15 protein-coding genes are annotated in these 16887 nt (G+C 54.7%); 7 read left to right on the top strand and 8 right to left on the bottom strand.

What is annotated here, in order from left to right; translation table 11 throughout:
- The first annotated feature begins 134 nt into the window (after positions 1–134).
- Both DV532_RS28915 and DV532_RS28910 read left to right on the top strand, forming a co-directional pair.
- On the top strand, positions 135–1655 hold the full coding sequence (locus DV532_RS28915) for a hypothetical protein (protein ID WP_056798190.1): 1521 nt from the start codon (positions 135–137) through the stop codon (positions 1653–1655).
- Positions 1652–3172: a hypothetical protein gene (locus tag DV532_RS28910; RefSeq protein WP_056798193.1), complete on the top strand. Its 1521-nt coding sequence runs from the start codon at positions 1652–1654 to the stop codon at positions 3170–3172. The genes DV532_RS28915 and DV532_RS28910 overlap by 4 nt, the downstream gene beginning before the upstream one ends.
- A gap of 12 nt (positions 3173–3184) precedes the next feature.
- On the opposite strand, the gene DV532_RS28905 is transcribed toward DV532_RS28910, so the two are convergent.
- Complete coding sequence (locus tag DV532_RS28905) at positions 3185–3535, bottom strand: hypothetical protein (RefSeq protein ID WP_156675895.1); 351 nt, start codon at positions 3533–3535, stop codon at positions 3185–3187.
- A 65-nt stretch (positions 3536–3600) separates the two neighbouring features.
- Here DV532_RS28905 and ruvB point away from each other — a divergent pair, with 65 nt between their 5' ends.
- The gene (ruvB, locus tag DV532_RS28900) at positions 3601–4545 is read left to right on the top strand and encodes a Holliday junction branch migration DNA helicase RuvB (RefSeq protein ID WP_056798198.1); all 945 of its coding nucleotides are present in this window, start codon (positions 3601–3603) and stop codon (positions 4543–4545) included.
- 81 nt (positions 4546–4626) lie between these two features.
- Here the strand turns inward: ruvB and DV532_RS28895 are convergent, their stop codons facing one another.
- From DV532_RS28895 to DV532_RS28880, 3 genes are all read right to left on the bottom strand, one after another.
- Complete coding sequence (locus tag DV532_RS28895) at positions 4627–4827, bottom strand: type II secretion system protein (protein WP_162241121.1); 201 nt, start codon at positions 4825–4827, stop codon at positions 4627–4629.
- A 532-nt stretch (positions 4828–5359) separates the two neighbouring features.
- The gene (locus DV532_RS28885) at positions 5360–6235 is read right to left on the bottom strand and encodes a hypothetical protein (protein ID WP_120715510.1); all 876 of its coding nucleotides are present in this window, start codon (positions 6233–6235) and stop codon (positions 5360–5362) included.
- A complete protein-coding gene (locus tag DV532_RS28880) occupies positions 6220–7392 on the bottom strand; it encodes an ATP-binding protein (protein ID WP_120715509.1) in 1173 nt (390 codons plus the stop codon). The genes DV532_RS28885 and DV532_RS28880 overlap by 16 nt, the downstream gene beginning before the upstream one ends.
- 592 nt (positions 7393–7984) lie before the next feature.
- On the opposite strand from DV532_RS28880, the gene DV532_RS28875 reads away from it, so the two are divergent.
- A complete protein-coding gene (locus DV532_RS28875; RefSeq protein ID WP_056798208.1) occupies positions 7985–8992 on the top strand; it encodes a fibrinogen-like YCDxxxxGGGW domain-containing protein in 1008 nt (335 codons plus the stop codon).
- Between the two features lie 166 nt (positions 8993–9158).
- Positions 9159–9746: a hypothetical protein gene (locus DV532_RS28870; protein ID WP_056798211.1), complete on the top strand. Its 588-nt coding sequence runs from the start codon at positions 9159–9161 to the stop codon at positions 9744–9746.
- A 434-nt stretch (positions 9747–10180) separates the two neighbouring features.
- Here DV532_RS28870 and DV532_RS28865 read toward each other — a convergent pair whose 3' ends face one another.
- The 4 genes from DV532_RS28865 to DV532_RS28850 all read right to left on the bottom strand — a co-directional run bounded on the left by DV532_RS28865 (position 10181) and on the right by DV532_RS28850 (position 14967).
- A complete protein-coding gene (locus DV532_RS28865; RefSeq protein WP_056798213.1) occupies positions 10181–11152 on the bottom strand; it encodes a metallophosphoesterase in 972 nt (323 codons plus the stop codon).
- Between the two features lie 284 nt (positions 11153–11436).
- Positions 11437–12105: a hypothetical protein gene (locus DV532_RS28860; RefSeq protein WP_056798216.1), complete on the bottom strand. Its 669-nt coding sequence runs from the start codon at positions 12103–12105 to the stop codon at positions 11437–11439.
- Between the two features lie 82 nt (positions 12106–12187).
- Positions 12188–12568, bottom strand: a complete 381-nt coding sequence (locus tag DV532_RS30750) for a hypothetical protein (protein ID WP_177339530.1) — start codon at positions 12566–12568, stop codon at positions 12188–12190.
- A gap of 797 nt (positions 12569–13365) precedes the next feature.
- Positions 13366–14967: a TROVE domain-containing protein gene (locus DV532_RS28850; protein WP_236707493.1), complete on the bottom strand. Its 1602-nt coding sequence runs from the start codon at positions 14965–14967 to the stop codon at positions 13366–13368.
- A 122-nt stretch (positions 14968–15089) separates the two neighbouring features.
- Here DV532_RS28850 and DV532_RS28845 point away from each other — a divergent pair, with 122 nt between their 5' ends.
- Both DV532_RS28845 and DV532_RS28840 read left to right on the top strand, forming a co-directional pair.
- Complete coding sequence (locus tag DV532_RS28845; protein ID WP_120715508.1) at positions 15090–16385, top strand: RNA repair transcriptional activator RtcR family protein; 1296 nt, start codon at positions 15090–15092, stop codon at positions 16383–16385.
- The gene (locus DV532_RS28840; RefSeq protein ID WP_120715507.1) at positions 16373–16714 is read left to right on the top strand and encodes a hypothetical protein; all 342 of its coding nucleotides are present in this window, start codon (positions 16373–16375) and stop codon (positions 16712–16714) included. The genes DV532_RS28845 and DV532_RS28840 overlap by 13 nt, the downstream gene beginning before the upstream one ends.
- Positions 16715–16887: the final 173 nt, after the last annotated feature.

The following is a 16887-nucleotide window of genomic DNA, read 5'->3' as shown; positions in this document are numbered from 1 at the left end:
TAACCGATGACTTTGACCATCTCTTTGGCCTTATACCAGGCGCATCGCGCCGACATCTGGCCAAAGCCAGAAAAATTCTGGTGACAATCGCCTCTTGGCCCCCCTAGACTTTAGCTATAGACATGGAGCTAGACATGCACCCCGCCAATGATGCTTTCATCGACGACATGAAGTTTCTCTTTGCCGCCAAAATAAAATCGCATGAGTCTGCTGAGGGGTGTTCGAAGCTCTTGCAACTGACACTTCCTGAGCTTTATCGACGAGCCCTGAAAGATAACCCCAGGCTTCATGGCGACCATGAGATAGCGAGGATTTTCAGGCAGCAAGATCGCAATACCATCCGCAGCTGGGTGCAAGCTGGCATGAGTCCAGTCATCTTCTTTGCCTGGCAGCCTTGGCGCGACAAGATGGCCAATCCTCCGCTGAGAGCATTGCTCGCCACTGGCCAGGATCTTTCGGGTGAAGCGTTGCTGGGCAACCTTACCCCAAGGGAATTTATCGCGTTTCTTCGTGACGCCGTTGCCCTGAAGATGCTCAATTACCTTGAAGTCTTGCAGGTAGCCAAGCTATTGCCCGAAGTCATGCATCCCAGGGTTTTTCACTATGCCATGCCAGACCATGGTCTCTTCGGGAAAGCTTTCTGGCGCAGTGCAGAGAAAAATCATTTCAATCACAAGCTACTGGGGCAATGGATGCCCTTGTTGATGCTTACACAGGGTGCGCCTGACAGTGACTTCTACGTGGCCCGGAACCTGTTCAGAATGCATGACCCGAGCGACGTCAAGTGGCTGACCTTGGTGGCGTTGGCGCATTCAACCACGGATGAAGGGCATGCCGGCTTGGTACGCTACATCGAGCTTCAGTATCAGGACTGGGCTAATTTCTCACTGGATGAGGCGCTTTGCCGCGAATTATCGGACACTCCCAGTCAGGGCGTGATGTCGCGGATCTCGTTCTGGATCGACAAGGCTGTTGAAACCATTCGCATACTTGAAGGCCCTGGCTACCTGGCCTGGCCAGCTGCAATTTACGCTGCGGTGTACCACAACTTCTGTAACGAAGATTTATCGATGGCGGCTGAAGAGCGCCGGCAGTTGCACGAGAGCATGATGATTGAGCACCCCTCGCTGTACGAACTCCGGGCCTACATCAAGCGTGAATCAGGACTTGTGCTGGAACGTGCCCTGGGCGGATCGCCGCGAGTGCTGGATCTGATGAGTGCTGAGCTGTCCTCGATCTTCAATTCTGCGGAGAAAGCCAGGTATGTTGAAACGGTAGCCCCCGTGCTTTGCGGTGAAATCTTCGGACGCGTGAAACAAAGGAATCTAGCCTTCAACGAACCCTGGAAAATCGATCGCCAGTTCGAGGATGCCGACCCGCAGTGCGCCCAGGCCATCGAAGTCCGTATTCATGAGAAGTTTGGACTCAAGGACTTGGTGGACGGCGATGACGCAACCAATGCCAGGTTGTTGCACCTGATGCTGCGAGCCCTTCGCCATGAACACACCAGGGCCCTGGCCATTGACTGGTGTCAAAGCATACGCTCGAAGAAATGGCGCCCTGTGGCCATGCGTATTTTGAAATTGTCCCCTGCTGACGTTAAGCTTAGCGCCTCGCAGCGCGAGGAATTTCTTGCCGAGGATCTTGGACTTTGAACGCAACAGTTCCGCTACACCCAGCACTGGCAATCATCAAGGAGAGGATCGCCGTTCTTCTTGAAGAGGCGTCCGGCACCGTTGTCAGCCGCGAACTCAGTCTCGGGACTATTCACCGAAAGGCTCTGGATGCCCGGTTGTCGCTGCAGGATGAGGCCACCTACAAAGCCTTTTCTGATTTCTGCGACGCCATCGACACGGACATGCTGTTAACCTGCCCACTGTTTTCGCAGTGGATTAACGAGGGAATGAGTCCTGTCGCCTACTTCAGCTGCCCTCGCACTGCCACCACCTGCACACAACTCTATGAGCATCTTTTTGACATTCACAGTCAGCCATTCGAATCCGCGCTATTACTGGGTAACCTGACCCTCGCTGAGTTCTCACGTGCCTTTGCAGACTTCTTGTCCATGTCAAGACGCGATATTCCCGATATGCGCCGTATTGGTGATGCTCTGCCGGGTATTTATAAGAAGGCGAATTGGCCAAACCTGTTGCCAGGTCAATTCAGTCAACATGATGAGCTCAATCAAAAATTCAGTGTAGCTTCCAGCGATATCATACCAGCCATGGCACTTGATACCACAGGGGATCAGGAGGTTTATCGTCAGGCGGAGGAATTTTTCTACCGACCAGGGAAAAATAACTTTGGTCAATTGTATCCTGTCATTGAGCAGCTGCATGAATCCAGGTCTCAATTTTTGATGGATACCATTGTCAACCATGTCTATGGGGGCTGGGCTACCAGCTACACGGATAAGGCGTTGGTGCAAATGCTGAACTCACTTGCACTGTTCGAATTGAGGGACATGAGGGCATTGCCCAGGTGGATGGCGCGCAATGAATACCTCATCACTCGGGCGACTGAGGCCTGCGGTGAGAACCCCGACTTGCTGTGGCCCCACCAGCTGGCCAGAACAATCGCTATGGGTACCAGCAACAAACATCTGTTTGATGACCAGGAGCAACATAAGAGCATGGACGCCTTGCTCAAGCGCGCCGAGATCGGAAGATTTATCAATGCTGACATCAAAGCATTAATCGAACAAAGCAACGCTGAAAACCTGTTCGATATAAGCTACTCGAAACTGTTTCTCGCACATGTCAGTGTTGATAAGAAGATGTCACTGATCAAGCACAACATCCCACGCCTTGCCATTACTATCAAGAGAGACCTGAGGAAAAATCAGTATAATATCAGGCATGAAAGTATTCCGATTGCAACTGCATCGGTCGATCCCGAAGTAATGGAAGCCTTGAGCCAGGAACTGCGGACACTGGTTGATACTAAGACTATTCAAACACACTTCAAGTCAAGGTATCTGACCCTGGTGTGGTTCCAGTCCCAGGGGCTCAAAGGCATAAAAAGACAGCAGCAGGCCATTGCTTATTGCCAGAGCATGCCGACCGCCGACCTCAAGGCCATCGCTGCGGACTATCTGCAGCTACCCATTGAAAAGCTGTCGCTCAGCGACCAAGAGCAAGAAGTGTTTTTGCAGCGTAACCTTGGGCTTTAACCCAGCCCTCCGCTAGGGTGCAAGCTGTGTGAGAGCGGCCCGCTGGCGGAACAACCATTCCGTCATGTGGGCGACCTTCTCATGATCGGTGCCGACCTGACAGAGCAGCATTTTCAATTCTTCCAGGCCCGCCTTGAACGCGGCATTGCCCTTGGTGAATTTCACCTCAAGCGCCTTGAGGCGTTCCAGCTCATCGTAGTCGATGCCGTCATTGCGATCCCCTGAATCATCAAAAACCAGCAGATCCTCAATCAGATCAACCAGCGCTTCTTCACGGGGGGTCTGTGGTTGCAGTTGTTTGGCGAGCATCTCTGGATGAATCAGTCCCGGCAGCTCAGCGAGCGCCATACCCGTACGGATCATGGTTGCACCAATGGCTATGTCGAATATGTGATATATTGACAGAAAAATATAACTAGGCAAGCCCCATGGACAACGATGCTCCTTCAGACAAGGCCCTGCGGCCCCAAACCCTTGCCACATTCAAAGGGCAACCCCATATCTCAGAGCAGCTCTCTATTTTTATCAGTGCCGCACTGGCGAGACAGGAGAATCTTGATCACGTATTGCTGTGCGGCCCGCCTGGGCTTGGCAAGACTACCCTGGCAGGCATCATTGCCAATGAGATGGGCAATGGTTTCAAGGTGACTTCGGGGCCATTACTGCAAAAGCCGGGGGATCTGGCCACGCTCCTGGTCAACCTGGAGCCGGGCGATACACTGTTCATTGATGAAATTCACCGAATGCCGATGTTCATTGAGGAGGTGCTGTATTCCGCGATGGAAGACGGTGCGCTGGACATTATGATGGAGGACAAGAGCATACGGCTGGCGCTTGAGCCTTTTACCCTGGTGGGCGCCACAACCCGCGCTGGGATGCTCTCAGCGCCGCTTAGGGCCCGATTCGGGATCCACTTCACCCTGGGGCTCTACAATCAACAAGACCTCGCAGAAGTGATTCTGGACGCCTCCAGGCGCCTCGATGTGGAGCTCACTCGTGAGGGCGCGCTGATTGTGGCTGGATGCAGTCGTGGAACACCCCGCATTGCCCTGCGTAATCTTCGCCGCATCAGGGACGTGTTGCAAAGCAAGGGGCAATACGCTTCGACGGATGGGGGAAAGGCACTGACACAAGCGATGGCAGTGCTCGGTTTGCGTTCGGATGGGCTTAATGATCAGGATGTACGTTACCTCAAGCTGCTGAAGGAAACATTTTCCGCAAGAGCGGTTGGCGTGAGCACGATTAGCGCTGCCATGGGCGAAGACGTGAGCACCATTGAGGAGTCGATCGAACCCTACCTTCTGCAGCAGGGGCTTGTCAGCCGCACCAGCAAGGGGCGGGTGATATTGCCAGCCGGAATGGCCCTGATCTAGGGTAACCGTCGCTGGCTTGCATATGCCGCCTTCAGCATGAGTAAGACAGGTCAATTAACGGTATATTGACCGACCAAAAGGTTAGAAAGAACTGGTCGTGGAGCGCGACGGGGTCACGACTTCATTTGGTGCGCTGTTGATGCCGCTTGTTTGGGGTATTGCCCCCAAATCATCGGGCGCTTTTGAGAATGTCGCCATGGTCACAAGGGCTAGGGTGGTCATTAGGGCAATAACCATAACCAACTCGATAAGAGAAAACCCGTGTTGGTTGTCAGTGTTCATAGAGTCATCATACATGTTAATGATCCAATGTGTAGTGGGGGCAGGATTTCTTTAGTGCCGCTGGTGGAAGTCAAAAGTAATCGCTTGTTCCTCTGCTGGGCGTGGGCCTGTCTGGCTTACTTCTTTCATTGTCGGGCTTAGTCAGGGTTGATTGTGGTTGCTCAGGAATTGGCTTCAAGGTTTCCAGCGAAGACTTATGCTTCCTGATGTCGGTATTAGTTAGCTCTGCCTTTGACCCGATGTCGAGTCGCGCTATGGAGGAGGGCGCTGTTTGCAACTCAATGTTCTGCCTGTTATCGAACAACACATGAAGAGTGAAATAGAAAATAAGACTTGTAGTGCCGAAGGTGAACAGTGGCGCTAATGACTGACTGTAGATAGATATCAGCAAAATCACTGAGAGGATGATCAGAAAAACAATAAGCATTTTTGATCCCTTGTTGGCTAATATGGTGAACCCGACGAATCCAAAATGGCGCACCCATAAGAAACTAGGTGTGCCAATTTGGTTGCCCTGATATACGTTATGGACTTAAGAGGTGTGCGATAACAGGCCCATGGTTTTGCGTGGGATGTAGCTTCTCAGCAGGGATTCATTTTCCGCAAAGAAGGTCTGGATGAAAGGGATGATCTCGTCCAGCGTCAGCACATAACGATCCATCAGTGCCTGAACCAGCGCATCAGTCAAGCCTCGGTATTGAGCCAGGGTTTCCATTGTCTCCTGGTACAGATATGCGGCCATCTGTTCCATTTTAGGCAGCTGCGCATCCGTGTTGTAGCCCGCCTTAGCCAGTTCGCCATAGTTCAATTTGACAGGGCTGAAGAAGCCGACGCGGTTGACCATCATGTCAAGCATCTGGGTCACTTTGACAATGTCATTGTCCGCGCCAGCGGTAGTGCCTGGTTCACCGAAATAGAGTTCTTCGTTGGCCATGCCGCCATACAGGTGGCGGATCTTGTCCTGATAGGCGGTTCGCGTCAGCAACCCAACTTCTTCCGTTTTGCTCAGGACAAAACCCAGCGCGCCGAGCTTGGAGACGGATTCAGTCGAGATCTTGATGACGTCCAGATCTGTCGACAGCGTAGTCAAGTTGCCGTGACTTTTGACCAGGGCAGAATGCAGCTGCATGCAAAAGTGTCCCGCCTCGTGAATGGCCACCACTTTACGCGTGGCATCTACTTTCGCAGTGGTTGCCCGATCAGTGAGGCCAACCGCGACCCGCTCGAATGCCCGCAACAGGATACTATGAGTAACCAGTGATGTTTCCTGGAGGGCCATCAGCCCAGCACGCGAAATAAGGGTTTCAAGAATCGCGGGGCTCATTCCGGAAGTAACGCCGGCCACGTGATCGAGATCGATGTCATCACTGAGTTTGGATTGATCAATTTTCTTCAGAAGGCGCGCCATGATCTCTCGGCGTTCTTCATGGTTGGGCAACCTGAAATTGATCTTGAGCTGGAATCGACCAACATGGCCGCGTCGAAATCTGCCTTTGTTTCGTCAAAGTTTGACGCCACAATCCAGATGATACCGCTGGATTTTTTGGTGCCCACGCCATCCAAAAGCGAGAGCAGAGCGGTCATAGTTTCGTTTTCATAGCGACTGCGGGTAGGGCGGTTGCGGGACTGAAGGATCGACTCAGCCTCATCCAGGAAAATGATGGCGCGCTTGTGCTTGGAGGCACGCTTCACCAAGCTCTTCAAGGAACGAACACCACCCCCCACAAAACCGGTTTCCATGCTGGCAGCGGACGCGTAATACAGCGGGACGTCCAGGTCTTTGGCCAGGCAGCGGGCGATCTTGGTTTTGCCGGTACCAGGCTCGCCTGTCATCATGACGTTGAACGGCTTGTCAGCAGCATATTTCTTGTAGTGCTGCGGGTTTTCAACCATTCCCTTCAGCTGTTCGAGTTCGCGCTTGATGTCGGCCATGCCGACCAGGTCATCCAGGCTATCCTGAATATCCTTCGGATCAACCTTGTCCAACTTGTTGGACATCGACCCCATCTGCAGGCGCATCATGACGGCGATCATAATGATCATGAAGATCACCGTACTAACAAGCTTTCCCAGTTCTCCTGCGGTTTGTTTGGCCGTTTCGCCGGTTATCAAGCCCACAGGGTCGTTTTTCAAGCCCAGCTTTTTGCCCACGCCGGATAGCGAGTTGACGTAACGAAAATCGATCGCCGTGTTGGCTCGCAAGATGGGCTTGAGGTGCGTGTCCAAATACACGACGAACCCTTCGGAGTTCACATTCTTGTACAGATCAGCGTTGGCCGCGCCCTTGTGTGAAATCAAGACATGCTTGGCGTCCGAGAAGATTGTTGGAACTACCACGATGACGCTGGTTACGTCCTTGTAGTCGTCCGAGCGCAGAGAGAAGAGGTCGTCGCCGTCTATGACGGTGTAATCACCCTTGCCATCGAGCACCGGCTCCTTCACATCGTTGTCGGCGCTGAGCCATACATAGGCTACGCTGGCGCAGGCGGTGAGCATCGCCAACATAAAAATTATGCTGGCATGGGCCTTCACAAACCCCTTGATCTTGTTTATCCATTCTTTCATTGCTTTTCAAAGCCTCAATGTTGAAAACCCAGGGGTTTTAGGGAGCAGCCGCTCAATCGAATGTGAAGGCATCAGGGGCGGACGAGCGCGCTTTCGGATCCTGGCAATCCGGTTTAGCCTGGCGTGGTGTGCCTGTTCCTGGGATAAGGTCTGTCCGCTGCACCTGGCAGTTGGACGACGCACCCTGGGTTGATCTAGAGCGAATTGAAGGGGCCTGGGAACGGGAGGTTCTGGCCGCCCTCACTGAGCGGCTGGCGCTGCGTTTTGCAATCAAGTCCATCTCGTGCGGTACAAGGTCTTTCAGAAACGGGGATGCTGCCTGCGCAACTGCAGGTTCGCCATAGGTTTTGGCTGAGTAAGCGCAAAGCCCAGGGGTGCTGATGGACAGAGGTACTGCGAGAAGGAGCAGGTTGGCTATTCGCATGGTGGCGTCTTTTGGAAAAATTACAGCCAATATACGGCTAAACCGCTGGAATGACAATGACCCTTTCGACGTAAGCGGTGATCTAGGGTGAGTAGTTGAAGTAGTGCTGATAGTGCCGTAACATTGTAGCCAATATACCACTTAATCGCACAAGGCGGAGTCGTCATCTTGAAAGCCCATCGGTTATTGATCAGTGCACTGCTGCTCACCGCTTCTCAGCTCTCAATGGCCGACGGTGCCAACATCATTCGTAGCTACGCTCCGATTGCCGGAGGCCCTGCAAAACCCCAAGACCAGTACGACTTCAGCTTCACTGGGAATACGCTCGATGCTGGTCAGGTGGGTATCCCCTACCAATTCGACATGAACAGCCTGGTGGCCTGGACGCATGAGGGCAAGCAGACTCCGGAATACCCGGAGCTCGCCTGGGAGTCCCAAGGCCTGCCTTTGGGCCTGAGCATGTCTTCCTCGGGATTGATCAGTGGCACACCGAGCCTGGCAGGATCGGTGACGGTGACAGCCAATGCCTCTGCCCAGAGCAAAGCCCATTCCGGGGACTTTGGAATCGTCATTGCAAAACCTATCTATGCATCGTGCAAGGCCATCAAGAATGCCGCTCCAGAGGCCACCAGCGGGGTCTATACCATCACCGTGGCAGGTCGTGACCTGGCCGCTTACTGCGATATGAGCACCGATGGCGGAGGATGGACACTGGTGGGGCGTGGGGCCCCATATGCTCCTGGGCAGTGGAACTCCTCCCGCGCAGATCTGGCCCTAACGACCAATCCGTCCCCCACATCATCTGTTTCCTTCAAATTCGCTGATGCGACCATCAACGCCATCAATAAATCTGTATTCAAGGTGGTCTCCACCGGTTATGCCAACGTACGGTATTGGAAGGGGAGCTGCAGCTATAACCAGATGGCCCAACCTGCTGGCGATTGCGCGATAAGCTACTCCAATGCCGATTGGCAGAACCCACGAGGGAATGGCTTGTCCGTTGGTGGTGGCCTAGGTGATAACCGCTTATCTGTCGCCAATGACGGCATGTTCATTGTCACCGCCTTGCCGACTTACCCTTCGTCAGGATGGCTCGGCGGGGCAGGCACCACCTCGGTATTTGCCGGGAATGCTGTGGCAGGAACCGTAATTGGTTTGGCCATCTGGGTGCGGTAACCCTCTGCAATGTATGGCCTCGCTCGGGCCCTTTGTCACGTCGGCGAAAGCGGTGCGGATTGCAGGGGCTTAAGCTCCACCGCTAATATTGGCAATATAGCTATAAGGTGTGATTGGGTCAGAGTTTCTTCGGCCTGGTTCCATGTTTCCATAGAGGCTCTCCTACATGTCCCAGCTGGACAAGCAATCCTTGCACGCCAGATTCACCACCCATTTTGAAACGCTGGGATGCTATTGGGCAGACGCCGACACAGGACTGACCCCAATCGAGTTTGCGCAAGCCGGACACAAAGCTGAATACTACGATGAGCACCTATTCCTTCCTGGCGGGCAAACCATGTCCATCTGCACCTTCAGTGCCAGACATGTCGCGAAACTGTTAGGCGAGGGTGACCTCTATGGCTTTCAGGTGCAAAACAACCCTTCGGTAACCGATCGCGAGATTATCCTGGCCGATGGCCACGACTTCTTGGTGGTTCAAGGTCGTTACATCGTGGATCCCTGGTATAAATTCATGGGCGCGAACGAGCAGGGTGTGTTTGATTTGCATGATCTCGCCGATCTCCCCAAGCTGAAAGCGATCTACGGTGATCCAGCCAACTGGAGCGTGTGGTGCAATCAAGCAAACAGGTACATGACGCCTGGTGATCCAGCGTATCCAGCGGAGAAGGTCATCGCCTATCCTTCGCTAGCCGCGTCACGGTGCACTACCCGTAAACACAACCACCCTGTGGATGATGGCCCTGGTCTTTAGCTCATCACATGCAGCACGTCCCATCACTGAGCCCTTGCAGCAAGCTGCAAGGAATAACACGACTGCCCTGACCACGCGCCCGCTGGCGCCATGCTTAGATCGTTATCGATCTTTTGATCCTTGGTACTTCTATCCCAATTTCCGCCCCTGGTGGTCAAGGTGCTGCCAGTGCTTTAAGCGCCTGGGGCCTGTACCGGGAAGGGCTCATTCATCCGCAAAAAACGGAAAGGTCTCTTTGCGCAAGCTCTGGATGAACCTGCTTGATGCAGGCAATGGCATGCGCCTGCACCGCTGCTTCACTGTCAGAATCCGGAAATTCGCCTGATGCCCAGTACACCAGTGAATCCAGGTGCTGATGACATCGCGCCTTGTGAGGGACGAAGAACCTTGCTCCGCTTTGGTCATTTAGAAGGAGCCTGCCAGCGTGATTTTGGTCAGGGGATCAACTCCCCGCTATCCAGGTGTTTCGCCGGCTTGACGGCATCGACCCAGACAAAGCCATCCTGGAGGATCTGGCGCTCCCCTTGCCACCGGTAGGCGCACAGCTTCGTCCCAGGCGTACCTTTGCCGATACTGTAGTCCAGGCAGGCCATGTGCGCATTGAGTGCTTGTGGTGCCCCTGTCATCCAGTAGTGGCCGAACAACAGCAGCTTGCGCTGGTCATAGCTCAACAGATTCTTGCTCGGGATCGGAGTGTCTGGCAGCTGGTGTTCCACCGACTTGGCAACCATACCGGACGACCTGTACGTGGTGGCTTGCTCATCCCACCAGCGCGTGCGGGTACGGTTTCGCTCATTGCCATCAGGGTCGAAGTAGGTGATGCCCTCCGGCAGGTCTACCTCGGTGCCTTTGAGCAAGGTTTCGATGATGTGATAGGGCTCGGTGTCCTTCTCGCTCAGCATCGGCCATGCTTCGGGAAGGATGGCATTGTTTGCATCCAAAAAAGGCCTGGCTGCCTCGATGTACGCCGAGTGCCAGCAGGCATGGATGGCGCGAAACTCGGGAGTCTCGATGAACACCGGTAGTGTCTTGAACCAGGCGATCATTTCCTGGTGCAGCGCGCTGTCCTCGCCCACCTGATCCAGGAAGGCCTGGTGTTGATGGCGGTTACGTTCACCATGGTTGCGCAAGAACTCGCCAGGTTTGTCCGGGTGTGGAGTTACCCAAGCCACGGCGTTGTATTCGTGGTTGCCCAAGACCATGTGCGCGGCACCGGACTCGACCATTGCCTTGACGATCTTGAGGGTGGCCACCTGGGCAGGGCCGCGATCGATCAGATCGCCGATAAAGAAGGCTTTGCGCGTCGGGTGCGAATAGCCAACCTCCGTTTCGCGATAGCCCATGGTTTCGAGTAAGGCAACCAGGCGCTCGGCGTGACCATGAACATCACCAATGAAGTCGTACATAATCCCCCCGGCTTGTCTGACCTAGATTTCGGTCTGAAGTACACTTAGTATACTCTGCAAATCGGGGCTCAGGCTACCAACACCGAACCTCTGGGAGGCCTCCAGCTGACTTTGTGTAGAAAGCTTTACTTGTATATTGATGTCTGTCAAAAGCGCTTTTTGGGGGCTGCGCATTGGATGGGATCATGCACATAACACCTGATCTTCAGCCCAATCCCCCAATTGAGCTACAGGCAGGCCTGAATCAGGAAAGATTCAAGCCTAGCCCTCAGCCGGCGACCCACTCAGTTGTCCCAAATCCACAGGGCGCATTCCTCGGGCGCACGCCCCCTGGAGAACAGGTAATCTCCCTGCAGGGTTTGATGCGGTACTTCCAGCAGCGGCTTGTGTTGATGAGGCTTGCCATTGCCGACGAAGATGTAGCGCTTGATCTTGGAAAGCAAAATCTTTTCGTCCACGCCTGTTTCGTTACCCTGGCGGTGGGGCTCAGCGGGGTTCCACTTGTGCGTCACCCAGGCTGCTACGACGACCTCGGGCTTGTAGTAGTCAACGGCCTCCAGGGCCGGAAGGCGCACGACATGATCGCCGTATTTGACGGGTGTCTGCCGGATCTGTGCGTAGTACCGCTGCAGCTCGGGACTGTCTTGCTGGAAATTGTCTGTGCAGGTAATGCCCAGCCCAGCCCCCAGCGTACCGTTGCCACTGCCGATCTCCAGGGCGTTGCGGGACGGGCTGGCCTCGATGATCTTCTGGTTGATGATGTCCAGTAGCTCATGGGTGGGCAGTGCATAATGACCGTGCTTCACGCAAAAGGCGCTTAAGGCGCCCTGTGATATTCCCCGGTAGAAAGCCGAAGGCATGACCTTCAGGCGTCCGGTGGCGTCCAGGGCCTCCAGCTCAAGCAGTGCAAGCTCATGCGCGATGTCGGCTGGATTGACGGCAAAGAATTCCATTTGGAGGAAGCACCCAAGACTGTAGACGGCTGAATTGGGGGACAAACTAGCAGGCACCGCTACCGCTGGCAATCTCCATGAGTTAAGTGCAGCGCTCTTCGCAGTCAACGCCGAACAAGTCTTCGGCATAGCCCAGTTCGCCATCTACTGTAGCGCTGATGGCTTCATCTTTGCGAAAGATGGCTGCAGCCAACCGGTGATTCCCGTCCAGTACTGGCCAGCTCAGGCAAGCAGCCCCGAGCGAGGGGCAGCCCACATCGATCGAGATGGCGTCACGTGCCTTGTGCCGCACCAGGTAGGCGATACGCCCCGCATGGTTGTCACCACCCGGTGTTGCGACCAGGCAATTGCTGGCCAGAGCTCTGCGCACATCCGCCTGGGTCACCTTCACTCCCCAGGGGGTATTCAAGCCAAAAGGGTTGCACAGGCTTTTGAGTTTTCCGACAGGTAAATTGATGGGCATAACGAAACTCCACCGTGGCGTTGAGATAAGACCTAGCATCGGTTAATGCGGGCCTGCAGGCAAGGGATCTATATGTAGCTGTGGCCAGGCTGGCGCCGGAGCTGCCTGGCAGCAAATCAGGCGCATAAAAAAACAGCCGGTAAGCCGGCTGTTCGGGGAGGGTGGTCAGCAAAGGGATGAGCATGCCGGGACATTTAAAAGATGTAGGCATACTCGGCATCTGACCGATGAGTCGACAAGAAATGGGGGAGACATGGATCTCAAAATGATGTAGTCCCGAACCCGGCATTCGACTCAAACTTGGAAACGCAATCCTGTCGCTACGCGCCAGGCTGAAAGGGTGCCAGCAAGAGGTGGTGAGTGATCGTATGCAATGTAGACCCACCGGCATCTGGCTATGAATCGACAAAAACGGGGAGACGTTTTATCCCAAATGATGTAGTCCCGACCCAGCATTCGATTCAAACTTTTGAAGCCGTTTCCCCTCGCCGTGGCGCGGGGTTTTGAAAATGGGAGCCAGCAAAAGGTGGTGAGTCGTTCAATACGATGTAGACCCACCGGCATCTGGCTTAAGGTTGGCGACAACGGATTTGCAGAGTCATTACAGTTATCAGATGTAGACCGCTGCAGGCATTCGCTGACCTTGAAACTACTGTACTACTTGCCTCAAATTACGTCAACATCTTTTTTCGAATTTCGATTAATTTTGACGCTGATTGGCAAACAACACAGCAATACGCAGCATTTAGAGGGAAATGCTGCTCATGCTGTAGTGTACTACGTGGTACGAAATGCACCTAGATCTCCACGGCCTTCACCGCATCAACCTGATCCGTATTGCCCGCCAGGAAGGCTTTCATCACGGCGAATACGTCGTCGGAGAATCCGCCGACCATGAGTGTATCGGCACGCTTGGCGTTCACCGAATATGGGTTGGGCGTGATATCCAGGTTGATCATTCGCGCCTCCGGTGCGCAATCGCGCTTGTATTTCGCCCACAAGGTCGACAGGTCAGACCGGTAGTCATCAGCCCAGCTCTCGTTATCCGACACGAGGATCAGGTTGTTGGTCTTGATGCCGTGATCGAGCAGGTACTGGATCACGCTCCCGCAATTGGTGCCGCCGCCGTGGTACGCCTTGATCTTTTGCGCAATCGTCATGACTTTGCAGTCGTGCGGCACCACCACTTCGCGGCACCCATACTCGAATGCCAGGATTTTCGCCGAGGGGTTTTTGGCGCGCAGTGCGGCCCCGATCAGTGCGGCAGCATCCAGGCAGGTCACCTTGCTCGTAGCGCCTTTTTGGCGCCCAGTCACCGGGTTACCCATCGAACCGGAGACGTCAATCGCCAGCACCAGCGAGTCGTCGTCGAAAGCGGGTACGTTTTCCAGGGCGACCTGCATAGCCTTTTCCAGGGCGGCGCGAATTTCACCAGGCACTTCATCCCCAATGTTGAGCATGGCGGTCATCAGCTGGTACGGGAACGCCCGCGCCTGGATGATTTGCTCGCGATCCGCCAGGCGTTCGGCGATCATGGAAATCATCTGTGGGTTGCGCAGCACCCCGTGCCGGGCAAAGGTGTTCAGGTTGATCCGTGTCATCGTCCAGCGCGCATTGGTTGCGATGCGCATCCAGTCTTCAGTGCCGAGTGGCAGGGCTGTCAGCTTCTGGAACGGTGCGCGTAGTGGTGCTGCTTTCGACTTACCTGCCAGGAATGCCTCATACTCGCGGATGAAATCCGGCAGCAGCGCAGCATCCACAGGCTTACCCATGACATAGGCGTACAGAGCATTTCGACGCTCATCCTTGGCTTTCGGGTGTGCCAGCTTCATCACATCCACCAGACTCGGGGCATTGCCCACCGAGGCTTCCCACAACGCGTAGTCGTTCAGTGATGCAATAAAGCCCTTAACCAAACGCTTAGCCCGCGATCCCAGCGATTTGCGTCCGACGACACCGGAGCGCAACATCTGCACGAAGTTGCGCAGCATGCGGGCGTTATCGATCACGCGCTTGAACACCGCTTCGCTGTGCCCGCTGCCACGGGCTACCAGGAGGGCGCACAGCAATGCTGGCATGTCTTTCATCATGCCCTTCTCACGGCCATAGATCGCGAGCTTAGCCAGGAATTCATCCGGCACCTGGCTGGCCCGCGCCAGCACTTCAGTCAGCTGCGACTCGCCTGTGACGTAGAAGGTGTCGTTAAAGGTGCCCGTCATCACATATTGGACGAGGGCTTGTTCATCGGATTTACCGAATGCCTTGCCGCCCGCGTGGTTTTGCACTGCAGCCGCCGACGCGAAAATTTTCTTGTTAGCCATGAGGTGTTGCTCCTTGTTCATTCCGGCGACCCGGACTATTTGACGATTTCCCCTAATCCCTAGAAAAAGGCGTGCCAACTTTTCAAAATTTCTTTGGAGCCCGCGTAATCATTGGCAGAGGTCGGGTTCGGCCTGAATTGACCTCAACACAAAAGCGCCCTATTATCTACGGTATTATGTAGAATGCTACGGTGTACCGTATGTCGAAAAATATCATGTACAGCTTCCTGGGCACGCAGTTGGACGGGGGATTTACCGAGAAGCGTCTGCATCGCTGGCGCCCCAACGTCGGCATTGCCCAGTCGGTTGATTTCGTGATCGACACGCTGGTGTTGATGTTCGATCAGCGCCACCAGGCATTGGCGGAAATCGTGGCTCAGGATGCACGCGACCTGGCGGTGCGCGAAGGTTTCGAGGTCGAGCTGCTCCCGGTCGATCTCAACACACACGACGAGAACGCCCATTATGACCTGGCCAAGTGCTTCGACTTGATGATCAGCATTGGCGAAAGGGCTAACTTCCTACCTGAGAACAACTACTACCTGAACCTCAGTACCGGCACCCATGTAATGCAGATCGCGGCGTACCGTGTCTGCGAGTCCAACATCTGGCCAGCCAAGCTTGCTCAGGTTGGCCCTGATCGGGACAGTGAAAACCACGCATCGAAGATTTCCATCCTGGATCTTTCCTTGCCTCAGTACGACAAGATCATGCGGCGCACACGCTCGCAGGTGGTGAAGGAAGAGCGCGCCCTCAAGAACGGGATTGACACGCAAAACAGTGCCTTCAACACGATGATCAGCAAGCTGCTGAAGATTGCGTCGCGCTCCAGCAGCCCTCTTGTGCTGATGGGGCCTACGGGCGCCGGCAAGACCGCGATGGCCCGCAGGGTATACAAGGTCAAGAATGACACCAGGCGCTCCCTGAAGCGGCTGGAAGGCCCTTTTGTGGAGGTCAACTGTGCAACGCTGCGTGGCGATACGGTCATGTCGACGCTGTTTGGTCACAAAAAGGGCGCTTTCACCGGGGCCATGGAAAGCCGTGACGGGATGCTGAAAAAGGCTAACGGCGGCATGCTCTTTCTGGATGAGATTGGTGAGCTCGCTGAAGATGTGCAGGCTATGCTGCTCCATGCCCTTGAAGACAAATCGTTCTTCCCGGTGGGGGCTGACAAGGCCGTCAACAGTGATTTCGAACTGATTGTCGGCACCAATCGCGATTTGAATGAGTGCGTGGAGCTGGGTTTGTTCCGCGCCGACCTGTTAGCCCGGATCAACACTTGGACATTTACCCTCCCAGGGCTGTCCGAGCGGCGTGAGGATATCGAGCCCAACCTTGATTTTGAGTTGGCCAAGCTTAGCGAGAAGGATCAGGTGCATTACCAGTTCGTGGGTGGTGCACGCCCGCATACCTTTCGTTTGCTCGCAGTGAACAGGCCATCTGGGCAGGAAACTTTCGCGACCTCGTCTCCTCGGTCGAGCGCATGGTCACCCTGAGTGATAATGGGGTGATCACTCTCGACCTGGTCGAGGATGAGATTGGCATGCTGACAGCGCTGTGGTCGGCCAGGGGCAAGCCCCATGCTGCGCATGCAACTGAGGATCTCGTCGAGCAGGTCTTGCCCGGAAATTCGCTGAACGATTTCGAGAGAGGGCAGCTGCTGGCGGTGCTGAAGCATTGTAGGGCGGCTACGAGCAATGCAGACCTGGGCAGGCGTGTCTACGGCAAGGATGTGGGGAAAAACCCGTCACAGCGCGCCAGGGACTTCCTGGCATCCCATGGACTGAGCCTTGATGAGGTGAAGGCGCTAATCGTTGCGGGTTAGCGTTGAGCTTTGCAGTAGGGGATGCTTATAGCGACAATGGGGGAACAGTGGTTTCAGCAGGGCTCACCAGATGTGCGAGAAGCCTCGGGGTTCAGCCCCAGGGTCAAGAGCACAGTCGCTGTAGGCGACCGTAGTTGAATTGGTCTTCGAAATTACACCGACAAGTCAATACG

Origin of the sequence: Pseudomonas sp. Leaf58 (assembly GCF_003627215.1) — a bacterium.
Classification (GTDB): domain Bacteria; phylum Pseudomonadota; class Gammaproteobacteria; order Pseudomonadales; family Pseudomonadaceae; genus Aquipseudomonas.
Note: the sequence above shows the minus strand (reverse complement) of the source record. Positions and strands in the feature narration are given on the sequence as shown.

Bases quoted from the DNA above. Each gene is read 5' to 3' on its own strand.
- DV532_RS28880 (WP_120715509.1), bottom strand. From the start codon at position 7,392: ATGAAAGAATGGATAAACAAGATCAAGGGGTTTGTGAAGGCCCATGCC.
- DV532_RS28915 (WP_056798190.1), top strand. From the start codon at position 135: ATGCACCCCGCCAATGATGCTTTCATCGACGACATGAAGTTTCTCTTT.
- ruvB (WP_056798198.1), top strand. From the start codon at position 3,601: ATGGACAACGATGCTCCTTCAGACAAGGCCCTGCGGCCCCAAACCCTT.
- DV532_RS28885 (WP_120715510.1), bottom strand. From the start codon at position 6,235: ATGGCGCGCCTTCTGAAGAAAATTGATCAATCCAAACTCAGTGATGAC.
- DV532_RS28865 (WP_056798213.1), bottom strand. From the start codon at position 11,152: ATGTACGACTTCATTGGTGATGTTCATGGTCACGCCGAGCGCCTGGTT.
- DV532_RS28860 (WP_056798216.1), bottom strand. From the start codon at position 12,105: ATGGAATTCTTTGCCGTCAATCCAGCCGACATCGCGCATGAGCTTGCA.
- DV532_RS28845 (WP_120715508.1), top strand. From the start codon at position 15,090: ATGTCGAAAAATATCATGTACAGCTTCCTGGGCACGCAGTTGGACGGG.
- DV532_RS28905 (WP_156675895.1), bottom strand. From the start codon at position 3,535: ATGATCCGTACGGGTATGGCGCTCGCTGAGCTGCCGGGACTGATTCAT.
- DV532_RS30750 (WP_177339530.1), bottom strand. From the start codon at position 12,568: ATGCCCATCAATTTACCTGTCGGAAAACTCAAAAGCCTGTGCAACCCT.
- DV532_RS28870 (WP_056798211.1), top strand. From the start codon at position 9,159: ATGTCCCAGCTGGACAAGCAATCCTTGCACGCCAGATTCACCACCCAT.
- DV532_RS28895 (WP_162241121.1), bottom strand. From the start codon at position 4,827: ATGAACACTGACAACCAACACGGGTTTTCTCTTATCGAGTTGGTTATG.
- DV532_RS28840 (WP_120715507.1), top strand. From the start codon at position 16,373: ATGGTCACCCTGAGTGATAATGGGGTGATCACTCTCGACCTGGTCGAG.